Raw genomic sequence first — 13,855 nt, 5'->3', positions numbered from 1 at the left:
CAATAGCAGAAGAATATATCAGGCTTATTTTTGGTTTGAAAATCAAACAGATACGAACAGAAAGAGATTTGTCACTTTTTGGTTTATCCAAGTTAAGCGGACTGTCGAAGTCGTATTTGAACGAAATTGAAAAAGGTAAAAAATACCCTAAAACAGATAAAATTATCAAACTGGCAGAAACATTAGAGGTGCCTTATGATCATCTAGTGTCTTTGAAATTAGATAAAAATTTAGCGCCGATTGGTGAGATTTTGCAATCAGGTATCCTGGATGAAATCCCTTTAGAACTATTTGGAATACAACAAAGTGATCTTATCGATATTATCGCGAATGCTCCTTCCAAAGTTAATGCCTTTATTAGTACGATTATTGAAATTGCGCAGCATTATAATATGAGTCGCGAGGGATTTTACCTGGCATCTTTGCGATCATACCAAGAGGCGCATAATAATTTTTTCAAAGAATTAGAGGACAAGGTAATTAAGTTTACTAATACCTATCAATTGGATCTTAATGGTAAGATTACTTCAGCAGAACTCGAAGAAATTTTAGAAGAAGAGTATGGGTATACCATTAATAAATCAGGCATTCCAAATGAAGAAGAGTTAGATAATTTACGCAGCGTATTTATTCCTTCATCTAAAACGTTATTGCTATCAGATCGGGTAGATGAAGCGCAAAGAACATTCATTTATGCCAAAGAGTTAGGGTATCTATATCTACAAATAACAGAAAGACCTTACACATTTTCATGGATACGTTATGATAATTTTGAAGAGGTACTGCATAATTTCTACGCCTCTTATTTTGCCGGAGCTTTGATCATCCCTAGAAATCACTTAAAAGATCATCTTAAAAAGCTATTTACCACCTCACAATTTTCTGAGAAAACGTTTCATCGCATCATGAAAATGTATAATGCATCACCCGAATCGTTTTACCAGAGACTTACGAATATATTGCCAAAGGATTTTGGAATGCAAAATGTATTTTTTTTACGATTTACTCATAAACTGGGGGTCAACAAGTTTAATCTGGTGAAAGAATTGCATATCACCCACCAGCAGCAGCCTCACGCCAACGAAATTAATGAGCATTATTGTAGACGATGGATGGCTATAAAAACATTACAACGAGCAGCAAATAAAGACCTTGATTACGCTTTTAATATCCAGATATCTGATTATGCAGATACCGACCAGCAGTATTTGGTATTTACCTCTGCAACAAGAGACCCGTTTAAAACTTCATATTATCGCAGTATAGGAATAGGGTTTTTGATCTCGCCCGCTTTAGAAAAGAAGATTGAATTTGTTCATGATACCAAAATTCCGAAGGTGAAGGTGGGTGTCACTTGCGAGTCCTGTTCACTAGAGGATTGTGAGGTTAGAATGGCTCCACCCAAACGGTTATTGGCAAAAGAAAAGTATAAAAAAACAGCTAGTTTGGTCGAGGATATGGTAAAACGATATTCGAAATTATGAATATCTGTAATTTAACCTAAACGGTTTGTGTCAAGCTGAACTCGTTTCAGCTTCTCATCTCAATTTACTGAAAATAAACTTAATGAGATCCTGAAATGAATTCAGGATGACTTCTCAGTTAAATTTTAGGTATAATAACAGACAATCAATTTCGAAATAATGATTTTCGAGGGAATTTTCTTGATTGTTTAAAATTTTTAAGAATTGCTATTGTGTTTCTTTAACCATAAATCCATAAAATGTCTGCGGTAGTCTGATGGTGCAGTACCGTATTCTTCTCTAAAAATTTTGGCCAAATAGCTTTTGCTAGAGATACCGGCCAGGTCTACAATTTCAGACATAGAATATTCGGTATTTAAAACTAAATCCTTGATAAGGTTAAGTCTTACCTGTTTGATGTATTGTTTTACAGAGGTGCCATATAAATTTTGAAAGCCCTCCTGAAGTTTGTTGGCATTAAGACCTACCTCTGATGCAATTTCTGCTACGTTATCTAATTTAGAAATTCTCTTTCGAATAAGTTTTGCGGCTAATTCAATTTGTTTTATCTCTGTTCTTCTCAAAATATTTCTTCCAGATACATCGTTCAAATCATCTTCGTATTGCAGGATCTGCTCAGTCAGCATTTGATATGCTTTGCCCTCTAAAAAGAGTTTTTTTAAGAAATCACCTCCTTCAAAAGCTTGCATGTCTCGAAATAGATCTGCCAATTTCAAACTATAAAAACCATCGTGATAGAATAAATTTTTAGCTTCAATATCATTAAAAAGGCTTCGGAGTTCACCATTCATACTAACTAGTTCGCACTGAATTTTTTTTTGAAATTCCCTTCTGGTAATTTCCAAGCTATTAATAACCGTTCGAATGTTGGGCTTAAAGCACAGGATATGACCATTAAAAAGATCACTCGCCACGATAGCTTCTTGATATTGTGTTATTTCATGTTCATCATCATAGCCTTCAAAACGATGTTTGAGATATCCTTCTAAACAATATAGAAACTTGAGCGGATGTACTTTGTTAATAGTAAAATGAAACTCTACTTCTTCAACAAAGGTGCAATCGTACTGAATGATTCCCATGCCCCCATCAAAATTTATTCCTCGAATGTTTCCTTCTCCTATATGTTCGGGAAGATCTAGAAAATATTCTCCACAACTTTGTTGGTAAGTAGTCTTAAATGCTTTGGCTATGTTGGTGATCACCTCTTTGATAGGAAGAGATTTTACTTCGATAAGGATCATTCTTTTGTATTAAGTAAGAGGTAGTTTTTGTTAAGAATATTTAAGTTATTAATTCGATAGGTGAACCTGGTGCTTTATCGCTATTATTACGAATGCAATCGATTTTAGACTATTTTGATTGTTTTAGTTTGTCATATGAATAATAGCATTCGAAACATTCGGCGGACTAAAATTATATAAACTTTTGTGGAAGTTTTATAATGAATTATGAGCTACATCTCTTAATATTTGTATCTAGAAATTTTAACGTTATGAAGTTCTTTACACAAATATTTTTGTTTGGTTTTGTATTGTTTGCTGCAGGTTATATGATGGTATATCACGTTGTTAATTATACTTTTAATTCTAAAACTAGTGTGCAATATTATGATATGCCTAATTCAAAAGCTTATTTTACAGAAGGAGGTACAAATGCAGTTATAGTTCGAAACACTGCGATCACTAGGGAGTTCCTTTCTTATGAATATAGCGGGGGTTACGCTATAAAAACGCTTCATGAATCAAGATATGCTATCAAGTAAAGGAAACTATAATTGGTATAAAATAATGTTGGCAACCTTTAAAAGCGTTGTTAAAGTGAATCAAAAAAATTGACACTATTTTATTAATAAAAGTAATGGCCGTCACTCTTACAAAGAGTTTATATATACATAAACCCGTTTTAGAAATTTCTAAAACGGGTTTTCTCTTATTAACAGATATATTTATAAGGTAATACCTGCTCATACGCATATGAATATGCTACTACATCATTCCTGGCATTCCTCCGCCCATTGGCGGCATTCCTCCGCCTCCAGCTGGAGCATCTTCTTTAATATCGGTTAAAGCACATTCTGTAGTTAGAATCATTCCTGATACAGAAGCTGCATTTTCTAAAGCAATACGAGTAACTTTTTTAGGATCGATAATCCCTGCTTTAAGCATATCTACGTATTCTTCCGATTTTGCATCATACCCAAAGTTATCTTTACCTTCAAGAACTTTTGAAATGACTACAGAACCTTCTCCGCCAGCATTTTCAACAATCGTTCTAAGTGGAGATTCGACAGCACGGTTTACAATTTGTACTCCTGTTACTTCATCTTCATTTTCGGTGGCTACCTTATCAAGAACGGCTTTTGCTCTTACTAATGCAACACCACCACCTGCAACAATACCTTCTTCTACAGCCGCACGGGTTGCATGTAAGGCATCATCAACACGATCTTTCTTTTCTTTCATTTCTACTTCTGAAGCCGCACCAACATACAATACGGCAACTCCGCCAGCAAGTTTAGCTAAACGTTCTTGTAGTTTTTCTTTGTCGTAGTCTGAGGTTGTGGTTTCTATCTGTGCTTTAATCTGATTTACTCTGTTTTTGATCATCTCTTCAGCACCAGCACCGTTCACTACCGTAGTGTTGTCTTTGTCGATTGCTACTTTTTCTGCAGTACCCAAATGCTCGATTGTTGTATTTTCTAGCGTAAATCCACGCTCTTCAGAAATTACGGTACCTCCTGTTAAGATTGCAATATCTTCTAGCATTGCTTTACGTCTGTCTCCAAAACCAGGAGCTTTTACAGCTGCAATTTTTAATGCACCACGAAGTTTGTTAACCACAAGTGTAGCTAATGCTTCCCCATCAACATCTTCAGCAATAATTAAAAGAGGCTTTCCAGTTTGAGCTACGGGCTCTAGAACAGGAAGTAAATCTTTCATAGCCGAGATCTTTTTATCATACAACAAAATGTAAGGATTTTCTAGATCAGCATTCATTTTTTCACTATCTGTAACAAAATAAGGAGAAAGATATCCTCTATCAAACTGCATTCCTTCTACGATATCAACGTGCGTATCGGTTCCTTTGGCTTCTTCAACAGTGATTACACCTTCTTTACCTACTTTTTCAAAAGCCTGAGCGATAAGATCACCAATGGTTTCGTCGTTGTTTGCAGAAATAGCAGCTACTTGTTTGATTTTATCTGAAGAATCTCCTACTTCTTTTGTTTGTTTTGCAAGATCGTCGGTAATTGCGGTTACCGCCTTGTCAATACCACGTTTAAGATCCATAGGATTAGCACCGGCAGCAACATTTTTAAGACCTTCTTTTACGATAGCCTGTGCCAGTACGGTAGCAGTAGTAGTACCATCACCTGCAAGGTCGTTGGTTTTTGAAGCTACTTCTTTAACCATTTGAGCTCCCATATTCTCAAGAGCGTCTTCTAATTCTACTTCTTTAGCAACAGAAACACCATCTTTGGTTACTGTAGGGGCACCAAATGATTTGCTGATAATTACATTGCGACCTTTTGGGCCCAAAGTAACTTTTACCGCATTGGCCAATGCATCAACACCGCGTTTGATACCATCACGTGCTTCTATGTCAAATTTTATATCTTTTGCCATTATTATAGTATTTTAAAAATTTTGAATCCCTAACTAATTAATTTAGGGTGTTTGATTTGTGTTTTTTGAATTAATGTAGTTTAGACAATAGCAAGAATATCATCCTCGCGCATGATTAGATAATCTTTTCCATCTAATTTTAATTCTGTACCCGAATATTTTCCATAAAGAACAGTGTCTCCTACCTTTACGGTCATTTCATGATCCTTTTTGCCACCGCCAACAGCAGCAACTTTACCTTTTTGTTGTTTTTCCTGGGCAGAGTCAGGAATAAATAATCCAGATGCTGTTTGAGTCTCAGCAGGAAGTGGTTCTACAACCACGCGGTCTGAAAGAGGTTTAATGTTTAATCCCATTATGATTAGCTTTTTTATTATAAAATTAAAATGAAATATTTGCTGCTGATATTTCAGAAATTGTGCCAGTAGCATGATCCTGACAAATTGAAACAAAAAATGCCGACTGTATGACAAGTCGGCATTTTAGTTTGTTATTTTTACATGTTCTTACTCTTGCGTGTCATTTTCTGTTGTTGGAGGAGGGGTTGTTGAAGGTGCTTCTATTTGAACATTTTCTGTATTAACTTTTGAATCCTGAACAGTTCCATCGTTCATTAAATCTATATTCGATAATAAGATTAAAACCAATAATAGTGTCGCCAGAGTCCATGTACTTTTATCCAGAAAATCTGTTGTTTTCTTCACACCACCTAATTGTTGTGAGCCACCACCTCCAAAAGAAGAAGATAAACCACCTCCTTTAGGATTTTGTACCATAATAACCACTACCAGTAAAAAAGATACGATAACGATTAATATTAAAAAAATTGAGAACGTTGTCATTATATTATTATTTATTTTCTTGTAATTTTTGTATTGCTCGAATTTGGTCTGCAAAGAAACCACTTTTTTCGGGATTTTTCAAAATTAATATATGGTAAGCCTGAATCGCTTTTTTATAATTTTTTTGCGCAACATATACTCTCGCCAAAGTTTCTGTCATTAATTCATTATTCGATACCCTATGCTCTTTGGCAAGGTTTCGCTTTGGGGTATCTTTTGAAGCAGGTTGAATTTTTGGATTATTAGCTATAAACTCATCAATAAGCTCAAATTTACCTTTCTGAACCAAAGTTTTTTCTACATCATCAGTGTTTTCAATGTTTTGAGATGAGAGATGTTCTTTTTTATCTTTTAATTGATCGATAGGCGAAGTCGAAGTTAGCTTTAACCACTCTGCAAATGAGTGTGTTTCCTTTTTACTGAAATCAAAAGGTTTATCAACTTGTAAAATTTCTTCTGGAGTGATATGCTGATGCTGGTCAATAGGGCGTTCTCTTTCTTGATGAGTTGTGAAAGATCCCTTGGCATGAGACTCCTCTTCTTTGTTAATATTTTCTTCTCCTTTGGATGCAAAAAGTGTTGGATCTAGAACGTCTTCAGCTTCTTGCATTTTCATGGTAACTGCATCATTTAAAGGGATTCTGGGCAAAGATTTTATTTCTTGGGGGTCAACTACGTTGATATCTTTCTTTCTTTTCTGCTTGACTTTATTAGAAGCAACGGGATGTTTAAACAGGTCAGAGGTGATGAAGTCGAATAGTACACTTCGGTCTGCTGTATAGGCGGCAGTTATTTTCAGCTCTTGATTATATCGAAAACTCTCTTGGTTTTTAAGTGCTTTTAATAGTAAAGGTCTTACAGATTGAAAATAGGGAAACTCATCAGAAATTTTTTCTAACGATTGCGCCTGTGCCTTAGTAATTTTCTCAGGATTTTGTAATAAATATGTAAGCTCTTTTATATTCAATATTTTCTATCTAGTTTTTACCAACGAGCAAGAGTTGCGTTAAAGATATCTTGTGTAATGCGTTCAAAAATTACCTGTAATGCCTCATCTCTCACATTGTTTTCTGAAGCCGCTGCGGGATAATCGAAAAAAAATGAAAAACGCTGTTCCAGATCAAGCGTTGGATCTTTGGAATCGTAAAACCGTACGTTAACCGCTATAGTTAACCGGTTTTGAGCAGCAGATTCATCAGATACCGCTGTATTTGGCACTACAATGTCTTGAACAATCTCTCCTTCATACACAATATCACCTCCGGAAGTAGTTAAACTGAGGTTAGTTTGATTCAAAATCAAATCCTGCAATCTATTAGTAAATTCTTGATCGACCCCAGGAAAAATTCTGGGAGACTGATTTTGAAAAAAATTCACCTGAAACGTTTTAACATCAGGAGAAATGTTAGTCCCGCTAAACGAATATATGCCGCATCCTTGAATAAGAATCAGAGTGAATACTCCGGCAATAATATGATGTATACTATTCATTAATTTATGATAAATTTAGTATCTATTTTCTAAAACTTCATACCTCAAACCTCACACCTAATTATAGGTCGTACTGTTTTATTTTTCTATACAAAGTGCGCTCACTTATACCCAGCTCTTCTGCGGCGGCTTTGCGTTTGCCACGATGCCGTTCTAGGGATTTTTTAATTAATTCTAATTCTTTATCATGCAGAGACAGTGTTTCTTCTTCCTCAATTTCTTCCGCAAAATGATATTTATCCTCTTCTTTTAAGGGTGTCGAGGGAGAGGGTATTTGCAATACTTCTGTAGTCGTAGGAGCATCTTCAAATTGAAGTTCTTCTTTTTTATCTTCTCTATAAATTTTTCGTATTAGCCCTTCATGCTCTTTTTGTACATCCTGCGTATTTCCGCTTTGCATTAATTCCATAGTAAGTTTTTTGAGATCATTGAGATCGCCTTTCATATCAAAAAGCACCTTATATAAAATCTCTCTTTCATTGCTAAAATCGCTTTCTTTCTTATCAGAAGAAATAACCGCCGGAAGATTACTACCCATGTTTGGTAAATAACTGTGCAACGTATGACTATCAATAGTCCGGTCTTGTTCAAGGACTGAAATTTGTTCAGCGATGTTACGTAATTGCCTTATATTGCCACTCCAATGATATTTTTCTAACAAGGCTACAGCATCTTCAGTCAAACGTATGGTTGGCATCTTGTATTTCGTCGCAAAATCTGAAGCAAATTTTCTAAAAAGCAGATGAATATCTCCTTCCCGATCTCGTAGTGGAGGTAAAAGTATTTCTACGGTACTTAAACGATAGTATAAGTCTTCTCTAAATTTTTCTTTTTTAATGGCTTCGAACATATTTACATTGGTTGCAGCCACTATACGAACATCGGTTTTTTGAACTTTAGAAGATCCTACTTTTATAAATTCTCCATTCTCAAGAACTCGCAATAAACGTACTTGTGTTGTTAAAGGCAGTTCACCTACTTCGTCTAAAAATATGGTACCGCCACTAGCGACTTCAAAGTACCCACTACGCGTTTGAGTAGCCCCGGTAAAGGCTCCTTTTTCATGACCAAAAAGCTCGCTGTCTATAGTACCTTCTGGTATGGCTCCACAATTTACTGCAATGTATTTACCGTGTTTGCGATGCGATAAAGAGTGTATAATTTTAGGAATACTCTCTTTTCCCACACCACTTTCTCCGGTTACCAGCACAGAAATATCGGTAGGCGCTACCTGGATGGCTTTTTCTACCGCTCGGTTCAGTTTTTGGTCGTTTCCAATGATGCCAAATCGCTGTTTTGTAGCTTGAACTGATTCCATAAGCCTTAGCCCCCGAAAGGGGAGTTTAATTGATTATACAAAATGTTATATCGCAAAGTACTATTCATTGCATGTTTTATTTATGAGTATCCATTTAGCTGTCACAGATAGTTCACCCTCTTGGGTATTAGGGGGCTATGCCCACAGCTTTACCCAAAAGGGTTGCACTTGTGCAATCATCGATATGTACCATGACAAAATCGCCTATTTGGTAATTCTCTTTAGGAAAAACTGCTACGGTGTTTTGAGTAGTTCTTCCGCTCCAGTGGGCATCAGATTTTTTTGATTCCTTTTCTATCAAAACTTCAAGTGTTTGACCGATAAAAGCACGGTGTCTGTGTTCGCTATGTTTTCGTTGCAGCGCGATAATCTCTGCCAAACGCCTTTTTTTCACTTCTTCGGGAACATCATCATCCATTTTGCGTTCTGCAAGTGTCCCGGGTCTCTCAGAATAGGCAAACATAAAACCATAATCATACTTTACATACTCCATCAGGGATAGTGTATCTTGATGATCCTTTTCAGTTTCTGTTGGGAAGCCCGTAATGATGTCCTGTGAGATGGCACAATTTGGAATAATACGTTTAATGTTGTCGATCAGATCAAAATACTCTTGCCGTGTATGCAAACGATTCATTTCTTTTAAAATACGATCGCTTCCGCTTTGAATGGGCAAGTGGATATATTTACAAATATTTTGATGCTTTGCCATGACTTCAATTACATCCAAAGTCATATCCTGCGGATTCGAAGTAGTAAAACGCAGCCTTAGTTTAGGATACTTTAGAGCTACCATATCCAATAATTTAGCAAAATTTACAGCGGTTGCTTTTTGAAAGTCAGAAGCTTTGTCGAAATCTTTCTTTAAGCCACCTCCGTACCATAAATAACTATCTACATTTTGTCCCAGGAGTGTAATTTCCTTAAAATTTTTATCGACTAGCTCATCAATTTCTTTTATGATACTCTGTGGATCTCTACTGCGTTCTCTTCCTCTAGTAAAAGGAACAACACAGAACGTACACATATTATCACAACCCCGGGTTATAGAAACAAAAGCAGAAACCCCATTACTTTGTAACCGTACGGGTGATATATCTCCGTAGGTTTCTTCTTTAGAAAGAATTACATTAACTGCGTTACGCCCGGCATCTACTTCTTCTATTAAATTAGGAAGGTCTTTGTATGCATCTGGGCCAACAACAAGATCTACTATTTTTTCTTCTTCAAGAAATTTACTTTTTAATCGCTCGGCCATACATCCTAAAACGCCTACTTTCATGCCTGGGTTGATTTTTTTTACAGCATTGTATTTTTCAAGACGTTTTCTAACAGTTAGTTCAGCCTTTTCACGAATAGAACACGTATTCACAAGCACCAAATCGGCATCTTCAAGATTTTGAGTCGTATTAAATCCTTCTTTGGCCAAAATGGAAGCCACAATCTCGCTATCACTAAAATTCATCTGGCAGCCATAGCTTTCAATAAAAAGCTTACGCTGGTTTCCTTTTTTCGGATCAAGAACTAATGATTGTCCTTGTATATTTTCATCAATGATCTTCTCCATAAAAATAATGCTTAACGATTGAGGTCAAATAACATGCAAAGATACTTTTAATACCATTTCTGACAAAGTGTCAGGATTATATTTTTCAAAAAAATCTATATTTGGCATTTTCAACCTGTTAAATACCTAAAAATGACATCAAATCGACTCTTTGAAAAAATAGCGCGTAGTGCTTCACTAGACTTTGGAGATGTACTCAGTAAAAGTTTCGAACTCTTTAAAAAGGTTTGGGTTCAGGGATTTGTGCATTTGTTGATTTTACTACTCGTTGTAGTACCGTTATTTTTTATCATATATATTCCAATTTTTGCAATAGTAGGTCTAGATACCTATTATAGCGGTGATACCAGTTTTCCCAAAGAAGAACTCTCTATAGGATTAATACTCCTTTTGGTTGTTGTAATTGGAGTGATCATTTTAATTACATCTGCTATTCAGTTTGCTATAACAGCACATTTCTATCGGGTTTGCAAACAAGTGGATTTGAGTCAGGCAGAAACCTCTTCATATTTCAAATTTTTAAAAGGACCCTACCTAGGAAAAGTGTTTACGCTTGCCATAGCAACTTTTGCAATAGCCATAGTAGCAGCATCATTATGCTATTTACCCATTTTATACGTTATGGTTCCTTTACATTTATTAGTACCGTTATTTGCATTTAATCCAGAGGTGAGTGCATCACACCTTATAAAAGCTAGTTTTAAATTAGGAAACAAAATTTGGCCGGTTGCATTTGGGTTACTACTGCTTTCTTCGATCTTATCTCAATTGGTAGGCGCTTTTTTGTGTTTTATAGGTGTTTTTGTAACAGCTTCCTTTGTCTATATGCCTGTGTATTTTATGTATAAAGAAACCATAGGTTTTGAAGAAGAAGACATACAAGATGCTACTTTATTTGTAAAATAATGTGAAAAAAACCTGTTGTTGGGTGCGTGTTTTTTAAAGTAATTTCTCGATAAAGAATCTTGATATCATTTTTTTGATATACTTTTGTGGTTAGAAATTATAGGACTATGGCTAAGAATTTAGTGATTGTAGAATCACCTGCAAAGGCAAAAACAATAGAGAAATTTCTCGGAAAAGATTATAAAGTTGCATCTAGTTTTGGGCATATCGCAGATTTACCATCAAAAGAATTAGGAGTTGATGTAGATGGTGGTTTTAAGCCAAAATATATTGTTTCAAAAGATAAAAAGGATGTCGTAAAAAAACTCAAAGATCTTTCTAAGAATGCAGAAACGGTTTGGCTTGCTAGTGATGAGGATCGAGAGGGAGAAGCTATTGCATGGCATCTGGCAGAAACGCTAAAGTTAGATAAAAATAGAACGAAAAGAATAGTTTTTCATGAAATTACCAAAAACGCTATTCTAAAAGCCATAGAAAATCCTCGTACTATTGATTATAATTTGGTTAATGCGCAGCAAGCAAGGCGCGTACTGGATCGTTTGGTAGGGTATGAGTTGTCACCAGTACTTTGGCGAAAGGTGAAAGGTGGATTATCGGCAGGAAGAGTGCAGTCTGTATCGGTACGTTTGATAGTAGAACGTGAACGGGAAATCATAGCGTTTAAACCCCAAGGCTCTTTTAGAATAGATGCAGAATTTGCTAATAAAACCGGTAAATCATTTAAGGCCAAACTACCTAAAAATTTTAAAACAAAAGAAGAGGCTAAAGAATTTTTAAATAAAAATGTGGGTGCCGCTTATAAGGTTGCAGATCTTACTACCAAACCAGCAAAAAAGTCTCCGGCACCGCCATTTACTACATCTACACTACAACAGGAAGCTTCCAGAAAGTTATATTTTTCGGTTAGCAAAACCATGACAATGGCACAACGGTTGTACGAAGCCGGATTAATTACTTATATGAGGACAGACAGTGTTAATTTGTCAAAAGAAGCACAAAATGGAGCGAAAGCAGAAATTATTTCAGCTTACGGAGAAGATTTCAGTAATCCCAGGCAGTATAAAGGTAAATCCAAAGGAGCACAAGAAGCTCACGAAGCGATACGACCTACCGATTTTGCCAGACATACCGTAAATGTTGATTATGATCAACAGCGGTTATATGAATTGATTTGGAAACGCGCAATTGCCTCGCAAATGAGTGATGCCAAGTTAGAGAGAACCAATGTAAAAATTGAAGCTAATCATCATAAAGAGCAATTTACTGCCAATGGGGAAGTCATTAAATTCGAAGGTTTTCTGAAAGTGTATTTAGAAGGAAACGATGATGAAGATGAAGAACAAGAAGGGATTCTTCCTGCTATGAAAGTGAATGAAACTTTATACAATAACTATATTTCTGCCACAGAACGATTTACACGACCACCCAGCCGCTATACTGAAGCTTCTTTGGTGAAAAAACTTGAAGAATTAGGTATTGGTCGACCTTCGACCTACGCGCCAACTATCTCTACCATTCAAAACAGAAATTATGTAGAAAAAGGCGCTAAAGAAGGAGAGCTTCGCAACTACATACAAATGGTGCTCTCTGGGGATACTGTTGACGAAAAAAAATTGTCTGAAAAAGTAGGAAGTGATAAGGGGAAATTAATTCCTACTGATGTGGGTATGGTTGTTAACGATTTTCTTGTAAATCACTTTTCGTCAATACTCGATTACAATTTTACGGCCAAAGTAGAACAAGATTTTGATGAAATTGCTGAAGGTCAAGAGGATTGGACCGAAGTCATGAAAGATTTTTATGAAGAGTTTCATCCAAGAGTAGAAGACGTAGCGCAAAATGCAGAGCGCGAGGTAGGAGAGCGTATACTTGGCGAAGATCCTGAAACAGGAAAGGTGGTAAGCGTGAGATTGGGCAAGTTTGGCCCCATGGTACAGATAGGATCAGTAGAGGATGAAGATAAACCAAGATTTGCTAGTTTGCCCCCGGGTCAAACATTAAGTGCTATCACTTTTGAAGAGGCCATGGATTTGTTTCAGTTACCCAAAGAGCTGGGAGAATACAAGGGAGAAACTATTATAGTTAATAATGGTCGTTTTGGTCCGTATGTAAAATTTGCCGAAAAATTTGTATCCCTTGAAAAAGGCGAAGACCCGTTACATATTTCACTCGATAGAGCGATCGAGCTAATTGATGCCAAAGAAAAGGCAGATGCCCCTGTATATGTGTATGAAAATCTTCCTGTTCAAAAAGGAAAAGGAAGATTTGGCCCTTTTCTGAAATGGAACAATATGTTTATCAACGTCAATAAAAAATATGATTTTGATAATTTATCAGACGATGACATTGTAACACTTATAGAAGAGAAAAAGCAAAAAGAGATCGATAAAGTTATTCATCACTGGGCAGATGAGGGTATTCGGGTTGAGAAAGCCAGGTGGGGCAGAAGCAATATTATTAAGGGTAAAATCAAAATCGAGTTGCCTAAAACCGTAGATGCCTCAAAATTAACCTTAGAAAAAGTAAAAGATCTTATCGAGAAAAATGCACCCAAGAAAAAAACTGCTAAAAAGAAAACTACAGCTAAGAAGAAAACTACCTCAAAAAAGAAGTAATAC

At 36.0% G+C, this 13,855-nt stretch carries 12 protein-coding genes; 4 read left to right on the top strand and 8 right to left on the bottom strand.

The genetic code is table 11. The features are described from left to right. Positions 1-2: 2 nt before the first annotated feature. On the top strand, positions 3-1,484 hold the full coding sequence (locus J8281_RS05735; RefSeq protein WP_210196837.1) for an XRE family transcriptional regulator: 1,482 nt from the start codon (positions 3-5) through the stop codon (positions 1,482-1,484). A gap of 197 nt (positions 1,485-1,681) precedes the next feature. On the opposite strand, the gene J8281_RS05730 is transcribed toward J8281_RS05735, so the two are convergent. After that, positions 1,682-2,728, bottom strand: coding sequence for an AraC family transcriptional regulator (locus tag J8281_RS05730; protein ID WP_210196647.1), 1,047 nt, complete (start codon positions 2,726-2,728; stop codon positions 1,682-1,684). Positions 2,729-2,979: 251 nt separating this feature from the next. On the opposite strand from J8281_RS05730, the gene J8281_RS05725 reads away from it, so the two are divergent. After that, a complete protein-coding gene (locus J8281_RS05725; RefSeq protein ID WP_210196646.1) occupies positions 2,980-3,249 on the top strand; it encodes a hypothetical protein in 270 nt (89 codons plus the stop codon). 223 nt (positions 3,250-3,472) lie between these two features. Here the strand turns inward: J8281_RS05725 and groL are convergent, their stop codons facing one another. The 7 genes from groL to miaB form a co-directional block, all read right to left on the bottom strand. After that, the gene (gene groL / locus J8281_RS05720; protein ID WP_210196645.1) at positions 3,473-5,113 is read right to left on the bottom strand and encodes a chaperonin GroEL; all 1,641 of its coding nucleotides are present in this window, start codon (positions 5,111-5,113) and stop codon (positions 3,473-3,475) included. 80 nt (positions 5,114-5,193) lie between these two features. Next, positions 5,194-5,469, bottom strand: coding sequence for a co-chaperone GroES (gene groES / locus J8281_RS05715; protein WP_210196644.1), 276 nt, complete (start codon positions 5,467-5,469; stop codon positions 5,194-5,196). A 150-nt stretch (positions 5,470-5,619) separates the two neighbouring features. Beyond that, entirely contained in the window at positions 5,620-5,955 is a 336-nt protein-coding gene (gene secG, locus J8281_RS05710) for a preprotein translocase subunit SecG (RefSeq protein WP_210196643.1), read from the bottom strand. A 7-nt stretch (positions 5,956-5,962) separates the two neighbouring features. After that, entirely contained in the window at positions 5,963-6,922 is a 960-nt protein-coding gene (locus tag J8281_RS05705) for a hypothetical protein (RefSeq protein WP_210196642.1), read from the bottom strand. Positions 6,923-6,939: 17 nt separating this feature from the next. Further along, the gene (locus J8281_RS05700) at positions 6,940-7,446 is read right to left on the bottom strand and encodes an LptE family protein (protein ID WP_210196641.1); all 507 of its coding nucleotides are present in this window, start codon (positions 7,444-7,446) and stop codon (positions 6,940-6,942) included. A gap of 61 nt (positions 7,447-7,507) precedes the next feature. Further along, entirely contained in the window at positions 7,508-8,764 is a 1,257-nt protein-coding gene (locus J8281_RS05695; protein WP_210196640.1) for a sigma-54-dependent Fis family transcriptional regulator, read from the bottom strand. Between the two features lie 127 nt (positions 8,765-8,891). Then, positions 8,892-10,331, bottom strand: a complete 1,440-nt coding sequence (miaB, locus tag J8281_RS05690) for a tRNA (N6-isopentenyl adenosine(37)-C2)-methylthiotransferase MiaB (protein WP_210196639.1) — start codon at positions 10,329-10,331, stop codon at positions 8,892-8,894. A gap of 132 nt (positions 10,332-10,463) precedes the next feature. On the opposite strand from miaB, the gene J8281_RS05685 reads away from it, so the two are divergent. Next, on the top strand, positions 10,464-11,237 hold the full coding sequence (locus tag J8281_RS05685; RefSeq protein ID WP_210196638.1) for a hypothetical protein: 774 nt from the start codon (positions 10,464-10,466) through the stop codon (positions 11,235-11,237). A gap of 107 nt (positions 11,238-11,344) precedes the next feature. Beyond that, positions 11,345-13,852, top strand: coding sequence for a type I DNA topoisomerase (gene topA, locus J8281_RS05680; protein WP_210196637.1), 2,508 nt, complete (start codon positions 11,345-11,347; stop codon positions 13,850-13,852). The last annotated feature ends 3 nt before the right edge of the window (positions 13,853-13,855 follow it).

This window comes from Aquimarina sp. U1-2 (genome assembly GCF_017897595.1).
In the GTDB taxonomy this organism is placed as follows: domain Bacteria; phylum Bacteroidota; class Bacteroidia; order Flavobacteriales; family Flavobacteriaceae; genus Aquimarina.
This window is presented reverse-complemented; position numbering and strand designations above follow the sequence as displayed.

Coding starts and splice junctions, on each gene's coding strand:
- J8281_RS05730 (WP_210196647.1), bottom strand. CDS start 2,728: ATGATCCTTATCGAAGTAAAATCTCTTCCTATCAAAGAGGTGATCACC.
- topA (WP_210196637.1), top strand. CDS start 11,345: ATGGCTAAGAATTTAGTGATTGTAGAATCACCTGCAAAGGCAAAAACA.
- J8281_RS05700 (WP_210196641.1), bottom strand. CDS start 7,446: ATGAATAGTATACATCATATTATTGCCGGAGTATTCACTCTGATTCTT.
- J8281_RS05695 (WP_210196640.1), bottom strand. CDS start 8,764: ATGGAATCAGTTCAAGCTACAAAACAGCGATTTGGCATCATTGGAAAC.
- groES (WP_210196644.1), bottom strand. CDS start 5,469: ATGGGATTAAACATTAAACCTCTTTCAGACCGCGTGGTTGTAGAACCA.
- J8281_RS05725 (WP_210196646.1), top strand. CDS start 2,980: ATGAAGTTCTTTACACAAATATTTTTGTTTGGTTTTGTATTGTTTGCT.
- groL (WP_210196645.1), bottom strand. CDS start 5,113: ATGGCAAAAGATATAAAATTTGACATAGAAGCACGTGATGGTATCAAA.
- secG (WP_210196643.1), bottom strand. CDS start 5,955: ATGACAACGTTCTCAATTTTTTTAATATTAATCGTTATCGTATCTTTT.
- J8281_RS05685 (WP_210196638.1), top strand. CDS start 10,464: ATGACATCAAATCGACTCTTTGAAAAAATAGCGCGTAGTGCTTCACTA.
- miaB (WP_210196639.1), bottom strand. CDS start 10,331: ATGGAGAAGATCATTGATGAAAATATACAAGGACAATCATTAGTTCTT.